Source organism: Paenibacillus sp. FSL W7-1287 (assembly GCF_038004245.1).
GTDB lineage: Bacteria > Bacillota > Bacilli > Paenibacillales > Paenibacillaceae > Pristimantibacillus > Pristimantibacillus camelliae.
Window position 1 is genome coordinate 437,121 of record NZ_JBBORD010000002.1, and the last position, 17,208, is coordinate 454,328.

Consider the following 17,208-nt stretch of genomic DNA (forward strand, 5'->3'; position numbering starts at 1 on the left):
TTTTTTCTAATAAGAATGTTGTGAGGGAAAGAGGAGGAACTTGTATGCAGCGACAACAGACTATAGGCGTCTTAACTCCTTTTCTAGGCGGAAATTACTATTCTGAAATCATTCAAAATATTCATAAAATAGCTAATCAGCTGAATGTTAACCTCATTATTGTTCGTACAGGTGGAAAATACTACAATGTACCTATTGCTATGAATCGTGTTGATGGCTGGATCGTTATAAATGTTGCCGTCGAGGATCATTTCCTAAAACAGATGGAAGAACGATACCAAAAACCAATCATAGCGATTGCTAAAGATATTCGAAAGCTCAAAATGAGCAGCGGAATGGTTTGTGCGGATAATAAACGTGCAGCTTACGAGGCCGTTAAACATCTTTACCAGCATGGTCACCGGAATATCGGTTATATCGGCAGCAGCGACTACATGGATGATATGCACTATCGATATCTTGGTTATCTAGAAGCGATGAAGGACCTGGGCTTAGAGGTAAAGCCATCCTACTTATACGACGTCGGGGACATGACTGTGTTTGGCGGAAAGAAAACTGCGGAGCTTATCATTGCTGATGGATTTCCAATAACGGCGGCAGTTGTATGCACAGATATGTGCGGCTTCGGCATCGTCGAGAAGCTAATGGAGAAGGGATACCGTGTACCCGAGCATTTTGCGTTGATCGGATTTGATAATTCTAGTACGGCGCGGCACTCCATCGTACCAATCTCGAGCATTGAGCAAAATTTAGAAACCATTGTCCAGCGCGCGATGGAAAAGCTATTATTGCGTATTGAGGATTCTGGGCGAGGCTTTGAGATGGATGTATTGCCTTTCCGAATGTTCATGAGACAATCATGTGGTTGCTCTAACAACGAACAAGAGAAGCTACAGGAGCAATCAGATGTAAGCGAGTACGCTAACCATATTAACGCTCTGCGTACTGAAAATAATGTTAATTATGAGTTTAATCGATACATATTAGGTTACCAGTTCAAAAAAATTCAGGATTTATCATTGCTGCTTGAAAATTATTTTAATTGGGGTGCTATCATGCGGCAGCATGGTTATACTACCAATAAGGAGCCAAAGCTTACCATACATGACTTCTACCATTTTGAGAAGGGGAGTAGCGAGTTCCATGATATGTACGAGCTGCGATATGAGACGCTGCACAATAATCCACCTGCCTTTGAAGTCGAGGGTTCTAGTGACGACAATGAGGTAGTGTACATCCTTCCATATCGTTTAACGCAAAATAATTGGAGTCTGCTTTCATTCGGAACATCATCAGAAAAAACATTAACACGTTCTACGGATTATTTGAGAATCGTGCATCTATTCGATATTATCTCCAATACGTTTGATCGTATCGCCTTATTGGACGAGTCTGCTAGTCTGAACCAGCAGCACCAAGCGCTTAAGGAGCGCAATGAGGTTTATAACAGATTAACGGATGATATATTGTTTGAAATTGATTTTTCACAAAAGAAGGTATGGCTTAATCGAAAGCTAAAGTTTCAAATCAGGGATACCCCATTACTTGGTTTAGAGGTATTTGTACATCCCAATGATATTCCAATGGTGCGCAAGCATTTTTATGACCACTTCCGAGACAACAAGCCATTTTATGTGGAGCTCCGCATAAAGGATGCGAGAGGTCATTTCTACTTGGCAAATGTAAGCGCTGAAAGCACTCGAGATCGCATGGGCAATATTCAAAAGCTGATTGGAGCCATTCGAGACATATCGAAGAAGCGCGTTGAAGAAGAGGAGACAAGCACGGTTCAAGGCTTTTATAATCGAAGACGCTTCTATGAAGCGATCAAGGTTATGATAAATGAGGAAACACAAAAGTTTGCGTTGTGCGTGCTCGATATTGATAACTTCAAGCTAATTAACGATCTTTATGGCCATCATATTGGTGATGATATTATTGATCAAATTTCAGAGGTGCTCATTCGCAGTGTTAAACAAGGTGACTATGTGTCCCGATTTGGTGGGGATGAATTTGTTATTCTGTTTCAATACGACCATGTTGAAGAGGTTGATCGATTCGCTTTAGAGCTATCAGAGCAAATTTCTCAGCGTATGAATTTCATAAACCGTGATATTAATCTATCAGTAAGCATCGGCTGTAGCTTATATCCGAGCGATGGACAAGATTATGAAGAGCTGCTAAGAAAAGCGGATATCGCGTTGTTCCAGGTGAAGCATAACGGAAAGAACAATTATATAAAGTTTAACTCTCAGATGGTTAATTATCAGCAGGACAAGCGTAAAATGGAGAAAATGCTGAGAGATGCCCTTGCTAAGGAACAGTTTTTACTCTTATTCCAGCCGCAGGTATATGCACGCAACAAACGCTTTTATGGTTTAGAAGTGCTACTGCGAATGCGTACAGAAAGTGGAGAAATCCTTACGCCAGACAAATTTATACCCGTTGCAGAATCAGTAGGCCTCATTGTACCGATCGGTGCTTGGGTTATACGTGCAGCCTGTGAGCAAGGGATGGAATGGATTAAGCAGGGCTACGATCCCATCAAGATCTCTATTAATATTTCAGGCTTACAGCTAAAATCAATACAATTTTTGTCTACCGTAAAAGAGATCATAGAGGAAACAGGCATGAATCCTGCCAATCTCACGTTTGAGATTACGGAATCGACGATTATTGATCAATCCTATGCTGCCCTTCACGTCATTGAGGAAATTCGCAAGCTTGGTATTTCCGTAGCCATTGATGATTTTGGGATTAGTTATTCATCCCTATCAGTACTTAAAAACTTTCCAATCGAAATATTGAAGATAGATAAAAGCTTCATTCGAGAGATGGTTACAGATGAAAAGGGATACAAGATTGTCAATGCAATCATTAATATCGCAAAAAGCTTAGATATGAAGATCGTAGCCGAAGGGGTTGAGGACAGCACTCAGCTAGAGCTTCTGGATGAATTAGGGTGTCAGTTCATTCAAGGCTTTTATATTAGCAGGCCAGTTAATGAAAATGAGATCGAAAAGTTTCTCGTCCATCGAAAGGGTGATCGGCGCCGGCACCGACATATTATCGAATAACATAGACCAAAGGATGGTAACTATTAAATGATTATAGGCATCGGTCATGATCTTGCCGCAATTGCCCGCTTTACGACGATATTGGAAGGTAAGGCGGGTAACCGTTTTTTACAGCGTATTTTTGCTGAAAGCGAGCGTCACGACATCGAGCAGTTTGAAAGTACATCGCGTATGGCTGAGTTTGTTGCGGGAAGATTTGCAGCAAAGGAAGCGATAAGTAAAGCACTGGGCTGCGGCATTGGTGGTGTACTTGGCTTTCACGACATGATCATAACGAGGCAGGAATCAGGCAAGCCCCTATGTACATTAAGTGAGGGTGCAAAGCTTCGGCTGAATTTGGCGCATAAAACGATTGCGATCCATTTGTCCATTACACATGAGCGTGAGCTTGCATCGGCTTTCGCGGTGATAGAGGAGCTGTAATACGCTCCGTAATGGTGCTGTTCCAATTGCTGTTGCTCCCAGATTTCAGCGCTCCGTAATTGTGCTGTTCCGATTGCTGTTGCTCCCAGATTTCAGCGCTCCGTAATGATGAGGCTTCAATTGCTGTTGCCCACTGATTTCAGCGCTCCGTAATGATGAGGCTCCAATTGCTGTTGTTCCTAGATTTCAGCGCTCCGTAGAAGATGTTGTTCCAATTGCTGTTATCTCTCTGATTTCTTGAAGAAGCTTAATGGTAGAAATCAGAGGATAAAGGCAACCGCTTCGCTTTTACACAACACCTTTACTCCGCTGGGGGGCTTGTGGGCGTATCAGCGATGTATACAACACCACCATTACTCCGCTGGGGTGTCTTGTGGGTTTAGCTTCGATGTACACAACACCATTACTCCGCTGGGGTGTCTCGTGTGTGTGCCTTCGAAGGAAACAACATCATTACTCCGCTGGGGTGTCTCGTGGGCATACCTTCGATGTATACTTTCACCATTACTCCGTCTGGGGTAGTGGTGTTTTTATTTCTGTTGTGGATACTGTGATACTTGATGTATACGCATTAATGATTGTTCTGTAGCTCATCATTGTTACATAGCAGCAAGGAATAAGAGAATATTGCTTCGAATAAGATAATTGCGTTGATCAAATTATGCCTGCTTACTGTGCCGAAATGAATGCAAAACTTAGGATTTCTGCTAATTCTTATTAAGCGAACAAGCTGGAAAGTTCGAGAGGTGTAACATGCTATATATAGAAACGTCGAGATTGCAACTGCGTGACTGGGAAGCAGAGGACTTAGAGCCATTCAGTCAATTAAATGCGGATGAACAGGTCATGAGGTATTTCCCTAAAACCTTAACGAGCGAAGAAACCAATGCTTTTTATCAAAGGATTGTAACTGAATTTAAGGAATATGGCTTTGGGTTGTATGCTGTGGAGGTAAAGGAAACTAAAGAGTTTATAGGATTTATTGGCTTTCACAGAGCAACCTTCGAGGCTGACTTCACACCTTGCATCGAAATAGGCTGGCGACTTAAAAAAGAGGCTTGGGGAAAAGGGTATGCAACTGAGGGAGCCTCAGCCTGCTTGCAGTATGGATTCGACAACTTGGGTTTTAAAGACGTTTATAGCTTTACTGCCGATGTGAATAACCCATCCAAAAACGTAATGAAAAAAATCGGGATGGAATGGATAAAGATGTTCCGTCATCCGAAGGTAGAGAAAGATAGTCCTTTAAGCGAACATGTTCTATTTCATATAAACAAACAACGTTTCGCTAATGGATTACGATTGAATAAGTAGTAGCTTATTTAAACTAAAGCATCGGCATGATCACACTCGTTGATCGTGCCGATGTTTGCTTTTATTCTACTTGCTGCTGCTTCGAAAGCCACGCTGCTAGCCCGTTAATTTCTTCTTCTGTCAGGCTGTCCTTAAACGATGGCATTGTATCTCCACCTTGCATAATTGCCTCTACGATCTCCTCGTAGCTCAAGCGTTCGAAGACTAGCTGTATATCCGTTTTGTCTCCAATTTTCCCAGATAGATCCGTTGCATGGCAGCCAATACAGGAAGATTTATAGATTGAAGCTACCTCGTCAGGGGCTTGTTTAAGTGTTACTTTTCCGCTATCGTTGTCGGACTGTCCGCAAGCTGTCAGAAGCATGGCCGCTAATCCGAATAGGATCACTAGTTTCATAGATTTCACAGTTAGACCTCCTAGAGATAAGTGATATAATAAACGAGATCATTCATTACCATTATAGTGATCTACACTGTAATTTCAAATATAAAGGCGGTTTATTACGATGACACATAGCAGCTTGGAGCAAAAAAAGGTGAAATACGGAAAGGATTTGCTGGAATGGTATTTTCATATTCAGCGTGACTTGCCTTGGAGACAGAACCAAGATCCATATCGAATATGGGTTTCTGAGATCATGCTTCAGCAAACAAGAGTAGATACGGTCATTCCATATTTCAATTCATTTATTAATAAATTCCCTACCATTAAAGCTCTTGCAGAGGCTCCTGAGGAGGAGGTTCTAAAGAGCTGGGAAGGCTTAGGCTATTATTCGAGAGCGCGTAATTTACAGGCTGGTGCGAGGATGGTCATGGAGCAGCATAATGGGATCATGCCTACAACGAAGGAAGAGGTAGCTGCCTTAAAGGGTGTAGGACCTTATACGTGCGGAGCGATCATGAGCATTGCCTATAATGAGCCTATTCCCGCTGTGGATGGCAATGTGATGCGGGTCATCTCTCGATTTTTTGCATTAGAGGATGATATCGCAAAAGCGTCAACAAGAGTGAAGCTAGAAAAGCTTGTTGCAACGATGATTCCAGAGGGACAGGCACGATATTTTAACCAAGCGCTCATGGAGCTTGGTGCATTAATGTGCACGCCCAAAAATCCAAATTGTCTTATATGCCCAGTGATGGACAACTGTGAGGCTAGGCTGCAAGGAAGAGAGCTGGAGCTGCCTATTAAGACTAAAGCGAAAAAGGCGAGAGTAGAATATAGAGCTGCTGTCATCGTTGAAGGTCAGGGTGAGCATGCAGGCAAAGTGCTTGTGCGTCAGCGACCGGCTGAGGGACTGCTTGCCGGCATGTGGGAGCTGCCTCATGTACTTATTGAGGGGGATCAAGCTGCGCTGTATGAAGAAGAGCAGAAGGAGCAGCCATTGCTCGGCCAAGCGATCTCTGAGGAGCTATACGTCAATCATGGCATGCTTATTAGACCGACAGCATGGCTATGCGATCAGGAGCATATATTCAGTCATATTCACTGGAAGATGAGATTCTTTGTGGCGGATAGCGCGGAGGAAGTACAGCAGGAAATTGCTGCAGCCCACGATAGAGATATTATGGCAGCCGACGAAGAGCAGGGGCTCATGGATGAACGATTAAGCAATTTGAAGATCGCGGAGTCAGCGACAGATTACGAGCAGACCCAAAGTATTGCTCTTAAGCAGGAGCAGGCAACGGAGCTGGAGCAATCATCGGAGCAGAAGCAGCATAATCAGTCTGAGCTTAAGCATGAGGCTCAGCTGCGTTATATATCGAAGGATGATATGAACAGCTTGCCATTTCCTAATTTATTCTTAAAAATATTGCGAAACTATTGGAAGTCGAAGGGAGTATAGTGTGATGACAATGCTGAACGAACTGATTGATAGTAAAATTATTGCGATATTACGTGGTGTTGAGCCTCATTATTCATTACAAACGGGTCAAGCGATTATACACGGCGGTGTTCGATTTATGGAGATTACGATGAATACAGCAGGAGCAGAATCGATGATTACCGAGTGGAGAAAGGAATTTTCTAAGCAGGCCTATGTTGGCGCGGGGACCGTTATCGATCTGGAGCATGCGAAGCGTGCAGTTGCAGCGGGGGCGCAGTTTCTCATCTCTCCGAATTTGGATGTAGAGGTTATTGACTATGCGAAGCAGCAGCACATACCGATCTGGCCTGGTGTGATGACACCAACTGAAATACTAGCCGCAAAAAAGGCAGGCGTTGATGCGATTAAACTGTTCCCGATGGGAACGTTAGGAATAAACTATATACGTGAAATTAGAGGACCGATTGCAGACCTTCCGATTATTGCTACAGGCGGTGTAAGGCTCGACAATATTACGGAATACTTTGCAGCAGGTGCACAGGCGGTTGGGATGGGCACGAAGCTAGTTGATCTTGAGCTTGCGAAGGCTGGGCGTTTTGAGGAGATTACTGCCACAGTTAAGCGCTACACAGAGATCGTTGCAGAGCTGTAGCAGCATCTATTCTAACGCATTGTTTTGCGCTTTAGCTGCAATACAATAGGTATATTCTATGAAACTTTAGTAGAAAATAGAATAATGAAGAGTTTATCAATAAGCCGAAAAGGAGGCTGTTATGAGGAAACTACTAGGTATTCTGTTTGTCATTGCGGCGTTGTACCTATCCTATTATTTGCTAAAAGAGATCACGTGGGAGTCTAAGCCAGCTATTATAGAAACGTTCCAGGATACGATGCAGCAAACCGCACAGAAGGCGGGTACGAAGCTTAAGGAAGAGCTTGATAAGGTAGAGCAATCGCTGTCGCTTCAAAAGAACCTGTCTATGGAAAATACGTCAGCAACGGCAGCAGTATCGAATACAGAGCTCTCCACAAGCGATGTCGATGGCATTGTACAGTTTCTAGCAGCGCAGCTAGACGAGAGGAGTCCGAGTGTTACCTTCCGAATCGAAGGCTCCTATGACAAAGTTTCTAGTGAGCTTAGTAACTGGCTAGATCAAGCGCTCGTCATGAATGAATACTCTCGGTATGCGATGTCCTCCTACAGCTACACCATTAGTAACAAGCTGCTATATACAGAGGTTGAGCTAAAAACAGAATTCCGTGAAAGCAAGGAAATGACCGAGCAAGTGAAACAGTATGTGAAGGAGCTTATCGCCTCGATGAATCTATCACAATACACGAAGGAAAAACAGATTAAGCTGCTGCATGACTGGGTCATTACACATGTCCAATACGATGAGGGATTGACACGTTATACGGCCTATGAGGCATTGACGGAAGGGCTTGCTGTTTGCCAAGGCTATGCAATGCTTGGTTATATGCTTTACAGTGAAGCGGGCTTCGATGTGCGGATTGTAGAGGGGACAGCAAAGGGTCAGGAGCATGCCTGGAATATGATTAAGCTAGATGATCGTTGGTATCAGCTGGACCTTACTTGGGATGATCCAGTCGGTCAAGCGCCAGATGATGTGAGCTATCGTTACTACCTCGTTAGTGATGAGGAGCTAAGCAAGGATCATATCTGGGAAGGGGATTATCCTGTCGCAACGGTTAGCTATAAAACGACGCTGAAGGAAAAAGCTGCTGTACTCGATGCTCAGTCAGAAGCATACAAGGAGCTGCAGGCATTGCGAGAGGAGCTTGGCTTCCATTGGCATGATGATGAGTTTACCGTTTCAGCCTACGCTGAGCTGCACGAGCTCCTGAAGCTAGCTGTGGAGCAGAAGCAAACGGAGCTTGAGTTTCGTTATGTGGAAGGCCAGCAAGTCGAGAAGGATGTAGAGAAGGCACTGCGTTCACTAAACAAAAGACTATCCTATCAAATGAGCTACTATGAGCTTAGCGAGCAAGGAGATACAGCTGTACAGCTTACCTTCGCGTATTCCTAGCACATGCATTAAGGAGGAGTGGTGGATCCTGCCTGCTTGACAACACTCCAGAATTAGTCGAATATTTATATTAATAAATGAAGATATGTGCATATAAAGGTGGAATAATGATGGAGGCTAAGGACCATGCGTTTTTAAACTCGGAGACGATTGATCACATCTCACAAATGTTTAAGGCATTGTCTGACCCGACGCGAATAAAAATATTGTATCTGCTATCGCAGGAGGAATGCTCGGTGGGGCATTTGACTGAGGTGCTAGAGATGTCGCAGTCAGCAGTATCGCATCAGCTAAGCTTTCTGCGGATGATGAAGCTCGTTAAAAATCGCCGGGAAGGAACGACGATGATATACTCCTGTGACGACAGTCATGTCATTTCACTGTTGAAGCAAGCGATAGACCATGCGGAGCATTAATTCGTGAAGAAGCGTTAAAGCAGTGAGAGCGTGGAAGCAGTAAGAGTGTAAATGCAGTAAAGCAAAATGAATGTACATGTAAAAAGCAGTAGCTGTGCAAGCCCGTGGACCGCACTTCTACTGCTTTTCTCAATCTATAGTCGGGTATGGAGCTCGTTACAGCATTAGGTTCAGCATAGACTTATTGCTGCTTTTGCCGAGCAGCAGTCATTTGCTGCCATACGGAACCAGCCGCTTCTTCTCCACGCTCAATGCGTTCAATCGCAATTTTTGCTTGCAGCTGAATTTCAAACTCAGGATCATTCGCAGCAATCTTCAGTGCAGGCAATGCGCGTTCATCTCCAACCTCATACATGAAGCGTGCTGCTCTCCAGCGAACGAGCTTGTTCTTGTCACTTAGTGCGGTAATCATCGGTTCGATGGCACCCGCATCACCAAGATCTGAAAGCGTATCGCCAGCTGTACGACGTACAGAGGCAGAGGAATCAGCTAATGCTTGATAGAGCAGCGGCATCGCCTCAGGCGTGCGAAGATCACCAAGGAAAACGACAGCCAGTCTACGGATGGATGCATTGCTATCCTTTAGTGCTAGCTGCAGCACCTGTGGCGCTTGCTCATCCAGTGCATAACGATCAAGCGCAGCATAACGAGCTTGCCAGTCTTCTTGCTCAAATTCACGAAGCACGTGATGTCCATCCAAAGGTGCCGGACGAACAATCTCCTGCTGCGGCGTGCTGTCACCAGCATTGCCTATAGCAAGTGATGCATGGATGAGCTCTTCCAGACGATCGGCAGTGTAGCTAGCTTCAAGCTCCTGTACGATCTCACTTGCGATGTCTTCAGGTGCTCCGTAACGAACACCGAACTCCTCGAGCTTCCGCTCACGAATCATCGTTGAGCCAGCGGCTTTGGAAACGGCATCAATGAATTTTTGTGGAAGTGCAGCTCTAGTTTCACCGTCAACGGTGCGAACACGAACCTGGATTGGAATACCGCGGAACATCTGCACAAGCACCTGAGCTTCCCCATAGCTCGTGCTAGATTGGCCGACTCCAGTAGTCAGCTCCTGATCAGCCTGTAGAATGGTGCGTGCTTCAGCTAGAATTGCAGCCCAGTCTGCACCCGGCTTACGGTCTAGTGCAATAAAATCTGTTGTATGGAATAAGCTTCTTACACCTTGAATAGAAAGCAGGCTGCGATAAGGCTCCGGCGTCTGCTCTAGCTCCTTGACGGTGTACGTAAGACGACGGCCACGCGGTAATGTCTCGTCTAAATTAAGCTTCATAGAGTTCGGACTAGGTGTTGGTTCAATCGATAGCAGCTTCATATATAGATCCTCCCCGGATTTAATAAAATTTTGGTATAGATTTAGCTTAACAGTTATTTATAAAATATCAAAATTTCAAGCAGATTTTAAGTGGTGAGCTCCAATTATGAACAATGATTTCGAAAATTTAGCGTTAAACGAGAGTTTTATAAGAGAGACTATGCTATAATAGTCCGAGGTAGTAAGTATGAAGAGAAGGACGGGATTTACTCATGATTAGTACAAATGGCATCACGCTTCGATTTGGCAAGCGTGCGCTTTTTGAAGATGTAAATATTAAGTTTACTCCTGGTAACTGTTATGGCCTAATCGGTGCGAACGGTGCTGGGAAGTCTACTTTCCTTAAAATATTATCTGGTGAAATCGAGCCTTCCCAAGGTGAAGTGCATATTACACCAGGTGAGCGTCTAGCAGTATTGAAGCAGAACCATTATGAGTATGATGAGTTTCAAGTGCTTGAAACGGTCATTATGGGTCATAAAAAACTGTATGATGTAATGAAGGAAAAGGATGCGCTCTACGCTAAAGCAGACTTTACCGATGAGGATGGTATGCGTGCGGGCGAGCTTGAAGCAGAATTTGCAGAGATGAACGGCTGGGAAGCTGAGTCTGAGGCAGCAGAAATGCTTAACGGTCTTGGCATCGGACCAGATCTTCATTACAAGCAAATGGCTGAGCTTGACGGCAATGAGAAGGTACGTGTGCTCCTAGCACAAGCATTGTTCGGTTCGCCACAAATTCTATTACTCGATGAGCCTACGAACCATCTGGACATCGAATCGATTCGTTGGTTGGAGAACTTCCTTGCAGATTATGAAGGTACAGTTATCGTAGTCAGCCATGATCGTCATTTCTTGAACACGGTATGTACGCATATCGCTGATATCGACTTCGGTAAAATTCAGATGTATGTTGGTAACTACGACTTCTGGTACGAGTCCAGTCAGCTGGCACTACAGCTTATGCGTGCTGAGAACAAGAAGAAGGAAGATAAGATTAAAGAGCTTCAAGCGTTTGTTCAACGCTTTAGCGCGAATAAATCAAAATCCAAGCAAGCAACTTCTCGTAAAAAGCTTCTTGATAAAATTACACTTGATGACATTCGCCCTTCGAATCGTAAATATCCGTTTATCCAATTTAAAGGAGAACGCGAAGCTGGTAAGCAACTGCTGCTTACAGAAGGCTTAACGATTTCTGTTGAAGGCGAAGTGTTGATCAATAATTTAACACTTACCATTAACAAAGGTGATAAAATAGCCTTTGTTGGTCCGAACGGCCTTCCAAAAACAGCGTTCTTCGAAACGATTGCTGGTGAGCGTGAGCCGGATGCAGGAACATATTCTTGGGGAGTTACAACGACACGTTCTTATTTCCCGAAAGACAACTCAAAGTATTTTGACGGTGTTGATATGAACCTCGTGGAATGGCTGCGTCAATATTCTAAAGATCCAGACGAAACATTCCTTCGCGGATTTTTAGGTCGTATGCTATTCTCTGGTGATGAAGCGCTGAAGAAAGCGAATGTGCTTTCAGGGGGAGAAAAGGTTCGTTGTATGCTGTCTAAGATGATGCTGGAAGGCGCAAACGTATTTATTATGGATGAGCCTACGAACCACTTGGATCTAGAATCCATTACGGCATTGAACAACGGTATGATGGAAACAGATTGTACTGTATTGTTTACATCTCATGACCATCAATTCGTTCAAACGGTAGCGAACCGTATTATTGAGTTTACGCCAAACGGTGTCATTGACCGCTTAATGACGTATGATGAATATCTTGAGAGCAGTGAGATCAAAGCTCTTCGTGAAAAAATGTATGACGGAGAACTAAAGCTATAAGATGAAAGTCTTGCTAGGCCGCTGGTATTACCAGATGAGCCTAGTGAGGCTTTTTTTGTTTTAGGTGCATTCCTTTTCATAAACTGGTCGACACTGTATGTAAAAACAATACATACGTTAGTAGCATCTGTATTAATTTGCACTGATGAAACTTTGTTAGAGAGGGTCGTCATTGTTGGAGTCGTACACAAGTTGCGACTTAGGTAAAAACTGTTTCTGTAGACTCACACGATAGTTATCATGTATGATACGGAAAGTGAATTTAAGGTGCTTGCAGTAGTTGGGGAGGTTTTCAAGCTGACACAGTATGAAGAAATTAAGCAGGGGGAAAAAGGGGCATGGCTAAGTATAGGTGCGTACCTTGTTCTATCCTCAATTAAGCTCTGGATAGGGTATAGCTTTTTATCTGGAGCGCTCGTAGCGGACGGATATAACAATTTAACGGATATTATAGCATCAATCGCCGTATTGATAGGCTTGAAAATATCACAAAAGCCGCCAGACGTGGATCACCCCTATGGACATTTTCGTGCAGAAACGATCGCCGCACTAGTTGCATCATTTATTATGGCGACTGTAGGCCTACAGGTCATTGTAGAGGCTGGTAGATCCTTATTTGAAGGTGATATTAAGACACCGAGTCTCGTTACAGCATGGGTCGCTTTAGCTTCAGCAGCTGCGATGCTGCTTGTCTATACGTATAACAATCGGCTTTCCAAGAAAATTAACAATGCTGCTCTTCAAGCAGCGGCAAAGGATAACTTATCGGATGCACTCGTTAGTATTGGAGCAGCAGTAGGGATATTCGGGGCTCAGCTAAATATGCCTTGGCTAGATCCTATTGCCGCAACCGTGGTCGGTATCATTATCTGTAAGACAGCATGGGATATTTTTGTTAGCTCAACCCATGCACTAACGGATGGTATTGATGAGAAAGTGCTAAAAAAGCTTCATGCGACCGTTGCACACACGAAGGGTGTACGTGAAATATCTGATTTGAAGGCAAGGGTGCATGGTAACAACGTGCTTGTTGAGGTTATCGTGTTGGTTGACCCTAAATTAACGTTAATTGAAGGCCATACGATCTGTGATGATATTGAAAGAAGGCTTTATAAAAAGCATAAAATATTGAATGTGAACGTCCATGTCGAGCCTTACGAAGCAAGATAAAGCGTTAAGAAACGAACATATATGACTAGAAAATGATAAAAATCGGGATGATGGTACGACTTATGATAGGCAGTAAATACTGGTAAATCCCGATGGGTCCTATGAAAATGAATAAAAAGTCCTATATATGCTTAGTGGTGTTCTTCGTTCTAAGATGAGAGTGTTTTCATATTTCTCATCTCCAGAAACAAGATATTATTGGTTCAATTATTAAAATAAAGGATGTCTCTCATAATAGAGGCATCCTTTATTAATTTTCTCTCACCATTAGAGAGCCCAGTTTTCGGGCGTTAGCGGTCTTAGTTATTTAGGAACCAAGGCAGATGCCCGTTGTTCCCTTCTAATTCTATAATGTGTACAACGCTTAACGAAGCGAATATGCAGCAAGAGGAAGGAGAACAGCAAGAATGAACTATTCTATAAAGTACAAAGTAACAACAGCAGCATTAGCAATTAGCATAGCTGTAGGAGGGTTATCGCTAGCACCAGCACCGACCACTTATGCAGCAGAGGTAAGCGCCATTAATCAGGTTGCAGAAGTAACTTGGGGTGTTAATCTTCGTACAGGCCCTAGCACAGCGAACAAAGCTATTCGTATGATCTCTAAAGGAGAGCAAGTAACAGTTATCGGTGTTGCAGCTAATGGCTGGCTGCAAGTAACAGACGGTAAGGGGAATACTGGTTACATCTCCAATGGTAGCAAATATACTGAGGTTGTAGGCAATTCAACAAGCGCACCAAGCAGCTCTAGCTCTAACAGCGCAGGTAACACAGTTAGTGCAAGCAGCAATCTTGGTAAAGGTACAATTGTTAGATCTGTATCTTTCCGTGAAGGAGCAGGTACATCATATCCTCGCATGCGTTATATTAAAAAAGGTGAGCAGGTTACTGTTATAAGCAAAACAGGCAGCTGGTACAAAGTAACAGATGCTAACGGTGTTACAGGTTACGTATCTAGCTCAAGCAAATATATTTCTGTAAATGGGACAGGCTCTAACATTAATACTGGTTCCAGCAGTAACACAGGTTCTAGCAACAACACAGGCTCCAGCAGCAATTCTGGTTCAACGGTAACCAATTCGAATGCAGCTGTAGAAAAAGTGATCGCTGCAGGTATGAAATACTTGGGTACTCCATACGAATATGGCTCGAACCGCAACACAACAACAACATTTGACTGCTCTGACTTTGTAAGACAAGCTTTCATGGATGCGCTTGGTATTAATGTAGGTGGCGACTCTAGAAAACAGGGTGCTTATGTAAAAGAACTAGGAAATGCGAAAACAAGCATTAGCCAGCTAGAGCGTGGTGACCTTATGTTCTTCATGTCTTATAAAGGTACAAGCAAATCAAGCTACAGCGGCATCAATAAATCTACTGCTCGTATTACGCATGTAGGGATTTACTTGGGTGACGGTAAAATTCTACACACGTACTCTAAAGAGAGTGGTGGCGTAAAAGTAGATACATTTACAGGCAAGCATTGGGAACATCGCTTCTTGTACGGCGGTAGTGCGATTAAATAATGTTGTGCAAATAGCTAAATAAAAAGCAGTGGGTGTCTCTAAAGTCAGAATAGTATGACTTTAGAGACACCCACTTTTTGTATATATGCTGTGCTTTTCATGACTAGAAGGAGGATTTCGGCGAGAGCGAGCAAGTAGATGTCTACAAGTGAATGAAGCCAGTATTGTGAGTTAATAACCTTTCAATACTGGCTTCATTGCATTTCAATATAGTATATATATTAGTTTACATTTCAGCTTGCTGTTCATTACCTTGCTCAAGCGCTAATAGCTTGCGCTCCTTGCGTTTTTTCATCCATTTTCTAACGAGTAGGAAGATGACAATGATCGGCACAACCGTAATGAAAATATAAAGCGAAACATTATGAACCATAGATTCCGCAGTTTTACCAAACATATAAAACAATGCACCTACAACATAAAACTTTGTTGCTCTACCAATCGCGGCATAAGCCATCAGCTGCCAGAGTGGGTACTTTAATACGCCAGATAAAATAGTGAAAACTTTAAAGGGAATCGGCGTGAACGCACCGATGAGTATGGCGACAGAGCCTTTATTTTTAAAGTAGTTCGTTGCTTTTTCAGTAAGCTCAGGCTTTACAAAGCGAGTCAAGATACCTGTTCCGAATACTTTACCGATTAAGTAGCCGATAGGCGTTCCAATGAGACAAGCGATGAATCCAAATGTAGCTAACCAGAGTGCGTTAGTCGGATTGAGCATGCTTAACGATACCTGTGTAAAGAAAGCAGGTATTGGGAAAATAATGGCATCCAGAAAAGAGTGGATGGCAAGACCTAGAGGTCCGAAATTCCCCATAAATTCTACAAATTCTTCCATTAATAGCTTGCTCCTTTAACGAAATCTTCCAAAAACTATGACGTAAAAAGCAGATCTGCTACTTTATTGGTCAAGTAATTTCAGTTTAACACAGAATAAAAAGGTGTTGCGTCTATTTTTTTACGTAATGAGTAGGTAATTGGTTTCAAAAAAAAGCAGTGCTACAAAAATTTGAGCACTGCTTTTACACAATGTAAAGGGTCGTAGTGTGTATTACGCGTATGCACAAGCTGTTCTCGAACCTCACTAATTTTTGTGCGATCATGAATAATCTTGAACCAACGATCGACAGTATCTGTGCTCGAAAGCATTTCACCAAAGCCCATATTAATAAAATACTCGCAGTTTTCTTCCTCTTGACCAGGAATGGGCTCGTAGAATAACATGGGGAGTGCTTTGCTTAGTCCTTCAGTACAGGTCATGCCACCTGGCTTCGTAACGAGTAGATCGCTAACTTCCATTAACTCATTAATATGCTGAGTAAAGCCAATAACATGAATATTTGGATGCTTAAATAGCGGATCAGCATCCAATTTTTCCTTCATATCATTATTGGAGCCTACACAATAGATGAGCTGAGTTGATTCTCGCCATTTGGTCATATAGGATAATACACTATCCTCGTGCAGGATTCCCCATCCGCCACCCATAATGAGTACCGTCGGCATATCCTTCAGGTTAAACTTAGCACGTAGCTCTTCTTTTGGTGAGGACTTCCAAAACTTCGGGTGAATAGGAATGCCTGTTACTGAGACTCTGTCCCGACGTGTTCCCTTTTCGATTAGCCGATCCTTCACAACATCTGAAGAGACTAGATATTGACTGACCTCATCATTCACCCATGAGCCATGGGCATCGTAATCTGTTATAACGGTTAACAGCGGCGTTTTTAAGCCATCTTCCTTCAGTTTACCGATCATCATGCCGGGTACGGGATGCGTACATATAATAACCTGTGGGTTGAGCTTCGCTACAACCTTTGCTGTTTGAGTATAGAATAAACGATAAAGTGCATTTTTGGTAATACGGTTCGTTGGCTTTCGGTAATTGCTCCGATACATCATGCCTACTACTTTAGGCTGCTTGCTGACGGTTTTTCGATACGCATTAATAATGATTGGAGCCATTACTGGGTTAAGAAAGCTGCCTAGCTCTAGGACTTTTGTAGAGATTTCAGGATTGATATGTTTTAATCCTTCACTAAGAGCATGCGCTGCTTGAGTATGACCAGAACCGAAGCCTTCAGATAGCAGCAATACTCTTTTCTTGCTCATAACATTCACCTTCTTCTTATCTTCCATATTACCCCGCAACTTCATCGTTACACAAGTCCAGTTTATTCTAGTTGCATCAAAAATCATCATCATTTACAGTAAATTTATAACAGAAGGAGGTATGT

The 17,208-nt window shown here is 43.1% G+C and carries 14 protein-coding genes; 10 read left to right on the forward strand and 4 right to left on the reverse strand.

What is annotated here, in order from left to right; translation table 11 throughout:
* The first annotated feature begins 44 nt into the window (after positions 1-44).
* The 3 genes from NSQ99_RS21935 to NSQ99_RS21945 all read left to right on the forward strand — a co-directional run bounded on the left by NSQ99_RS21935 (position 45) and on the right by NSQ99_RS21945 (position 4,814).
* Complete coding sequence (locus NSQ99_RS21935; RefSeq protein WP_340839105.1) at positions 45-3,077, forward strand: EAL domain-containing protein; 3,033 nt, start codon at positions 45-47, stop codon at positions 3,075-3,077.
* A 27-nt stretch (positions 3,078-3,104) separates the two neighbouring features.
* Complete coding sequence (gene acpS / locus NSQ99_RS21940; RefSeq protein ID WP_340839106.1) at positions 3,105-3,500, forward strand: holo-ACP synthase; 396 nt, start codon at positions 3,105-3,107, stop codon at positions 3,498-3,500.
* 753 nt (positions 3,501-4,253) lie between these two features.
* Entirely contained in the window at positions 4,254-4,814 is a 561-nt protein-coding gene (locus NSQ99_RS21945; protein WP_340839107.1) for a GNAT family N-acetyltransferase, read from the forward strand.
* A gap of 61 nt (positions 4,815-4,875) precedes the next feature.
* On the opposite strand, the gene NSQ99_RS21950 is transcribed toward NSQ99_RS21945, so the two are convergent.
* Entirely contained in the window at positions 4,876-5,211 is a 336-nt protein-coding gene (locus tag NSQ99_RS21950) for a c-type cytochrome (RefSeq protein WP_340839230.1), read from the reverse strand.
* A gap of 109 nt (positions 5,212-5,320) precedes the next feature.
* Here NSQ99_RS21950 and mutY point away from each other — a divergent pair, with 109 nt between their 5' ends.
* The 4 genes from mutY to NSQ99_RS21970 all read left to right on the forward strand — a co-directional run bounded on the left by mutY (position 5,321) and on the right by NSQ99_RS21970 (position 9,104).
* Entirely contained in the window at positions 5,321-6,658 is a 1,338-nt protein-coding gene (mutY, locus tag NSQ99_RS21955) for an A/G-specific adenine glycosylase (RefSeq protein WP_340839108.1), read from the forward strand.
* 4 nt (positions 6,659-6,662) lie between these two features.
* Entirely contained in the window at positions 6,663-7,292 is a 630-nt protein-coding gene (locus NSQ99_RS21960; RefSeq protein ID WP_340839109.1) for a bifunctional 4-hydroxy-2-oxoglutarate aldolase/2-dehydro-3-deoxy-phosphogluconate aldolase, read from the forward strand.
* A 121-nt stretch (positions 7,293-7,413) separates the two neighbouring features.
* Positions 7,414-8,688, forward strand: coding sequence for a transglutaminase domain-containing protein (locus NSQ99_RS21965; RefSeq protein ID WP_340839110.1), 1,275 nt, complete (start codon positions 7,414-7,416; stop codon positions 8,686-8,688).
* A 110-nt stretch (positions 8,689-8,798) separates the two neighbouring features.
* Positions 8,799-9,104: an ArsR/SmtB family transcription factor gene (locus tag NSQ99_RS21970; protein WP_340839231.1), complete on the forward strand. Its 306-nt coding sequence runs from the start codon at positions 8,799-8,801 to the stop codon at positions 9,102-9,104.
* Between the two features lie 181 nt (positions 9,105-9,285).
* On the opposite strand, the gene NSQ99_RS21975 is transcribed toward NSQ99_RS21970, so the two are convergent.
* A complete protein-coding gene (locus tag NSQ99_RS21975; RefSeq protein WP_340839111.1) occupies positions 9,286-10,431 on the reverse strand; it encodes a conserved virulence factor C family protein in 1,146 nt (381 codons plus the stop codon).
* Between the two features lie 212 nt (positions 10,432-10,643).
* On the opposite strand from NSQ99_RS21975, the gene NSQ99_RS21980 reads away from it, so the two are divergent.
* The 3 genes from NSQ99_RS21980 (at position 10,644) to NSQ99_RS21990 (ending at position 14,971) form a co-directional block, all read left to right on the forward strand.
* Complete coding sequence (locus tag NSQ99_RS21980) at positions 10,644-12,275, forward strand: ABC-F family ATP-binding cassette domain-containing protein (protein WP_251669939.1); 1,632 nt, start codon at positions 10,644-10,646, stop codon at positions 12,273-12,275.
* A gap of 240 nt (positions 12,276-12,515) precedes the next feature.
* Positions 12,516-13,445: a cation diffusion facilitator family transporter gene (locus tag NSQ99_RS21985; RefSeq protein ID WP_340839112.1), complete on the forward strand. Its 930-nt coding sequence runs from the start codon at positions 12,516-12,518 to the stop codon at positions 13,443-13,445.
* Between the two features lie 407 nt (positions 13,446-13,852).
* Positions 13,853-14,971, forward strand: coding sequence for a C40 family peptidase (locus tag NSQ99_RS21990; RefSeq protein ID WP_340839113.1), 1,119 nt, complete (start codon positions 13,853-13,855; stop codon positions 14,969-14,971).
* 226 nt (positions 14,972-15,197) lie between these two features.
* Here the strand turns inward: NSQ99_RS21990 and NSQ99_RS21995 are convergent, their stop codons facing one another.
* Together NSQ99_RS21995 and NSQ99_RS22000 are read right to left on the reverse strand one after the other, a co-directional pair.
* Positions 15,198-15,809 (reverse strand): YqaA family protein, encoded by a 612-nt coding sequence (locus NSQ99_RS21995; protein WP_251669935.1) that lies wholly within the window; start codon positions 15,807-15,809, stop codon positions 15,198-15,200.
* A gap of 161 nt (positions 15,810-15,970) precedes the next feature.
* Positions 15,971-17,083 (reverse strand): MGDG synthase family glycosyltransferase, encoded by a 1,113-nt coding sequence (locus NSQ99_RS22000; protein ID WP_340839114.1) that lies wholly within the window; start codon positions 17,081-17,083, stop codon positions 15,971-15,973.
* Between the last annotated feature and the right edge of the window lie 125 nt (positions 17,084-17,208).

Bases quoted from the DNA above. Each gene is read 5' to 3' on its own strand.
- NSQ99_RS21995 (WP_251669935.1), bottom strand. From the start codon at position 15,809: ATGGAAGAATTTGTAGAATTTATGGGGAATTTCGGACCTCTAGGTCTT.
- NSQ99_RS21985 (WP_340839112.1), top strand. From the start codon at position 12,516: ATGTATGATACGGAAAGTGAATTTAAGGTGCTTGCAGTAGTTGGGGAG.
- NSQ99_RS21970 (WP_340839231.1), top strand. From the start codon at position 8,799: ATGGAGGCTAAGGACCATGCGTTTTTAAACTCGGAGACGATTGATCAC.
- NSQ99_RS21980 (WP_251669939.1), top strand. From the start codon at position 10,644: ATGATTAGTACAAATGGCATCACGCTTCGATTTGGCAAGCGTGCGCTT.
- NSQ99_RS21965 (WP_340839110.1), top strand. From the start codon at position 7,414: ATGAGGAAACTACTAGGTATTCTGTTTGTCATTGCGGCGTTGTACCTA.
- mutY (WP_340839108.1), top strand. From the start codon at position 5,321: ATGACACATAGCAGCTTGGAGCAAAAAAAGGTGAAATACGGAAAGGAT.
- NSQ99_RS21960 (WP_340839109.1), top strand. From the start codon at position 6,663: ATGACAATGCTGAACGAACTGATTGATAGTAAAATTATTGCGATATTA.
- NSQ99_RS21935 (WP_340839105.1), top strand. From the start codon at position 45: ATGCAGCGACAACAGACTATAGGCGTCTTAACTCCTTTTCTAGGCGGA.
- NSQ99_RS21945 (WP_340839107.1), top strand. From the start codon at position 4,254: ATGCTATATATAGAAACGTCGAGATTGCAACTGCGTGACTGGGAAGCA.
- NSQ99_RS21990 (WP_340839113.1), top strand. From the start codon at position 13,853: ATGAACTATTCTATAAAGTACAAAGTAACAACAGCAGCATTAGCAATT.
- NSQ99_RS21950 (WP_340839230.1), bottom strand. From the start codon at position 5,211: ATGAAACTAGTGATCCTATTCGGATTAGCGGCCATGCTTCTGACAGCT.
- NSQ99_RS22000 (WP_340839114.1), bottom strand. From the start codon at position 17,083: ATGAGCAAGAAAAGAGTATTGCTGCTATCTGAAGGCTTCGGTTCTGGT.
- acpS (WP_340839106.1), top strand. From the start codon at position 3,105: ATGATTATAGGCATCGGTCATGATCTTGCCGCAATTGCCCGCTTTACG.
- NSQ99_RS21975 (WP_340839111.1), bottom strand. From the start codon at position 10,431: ATGAAGCTGCTATCGATTGAACCAACACCTAGTCCGAACTCTATGAAG.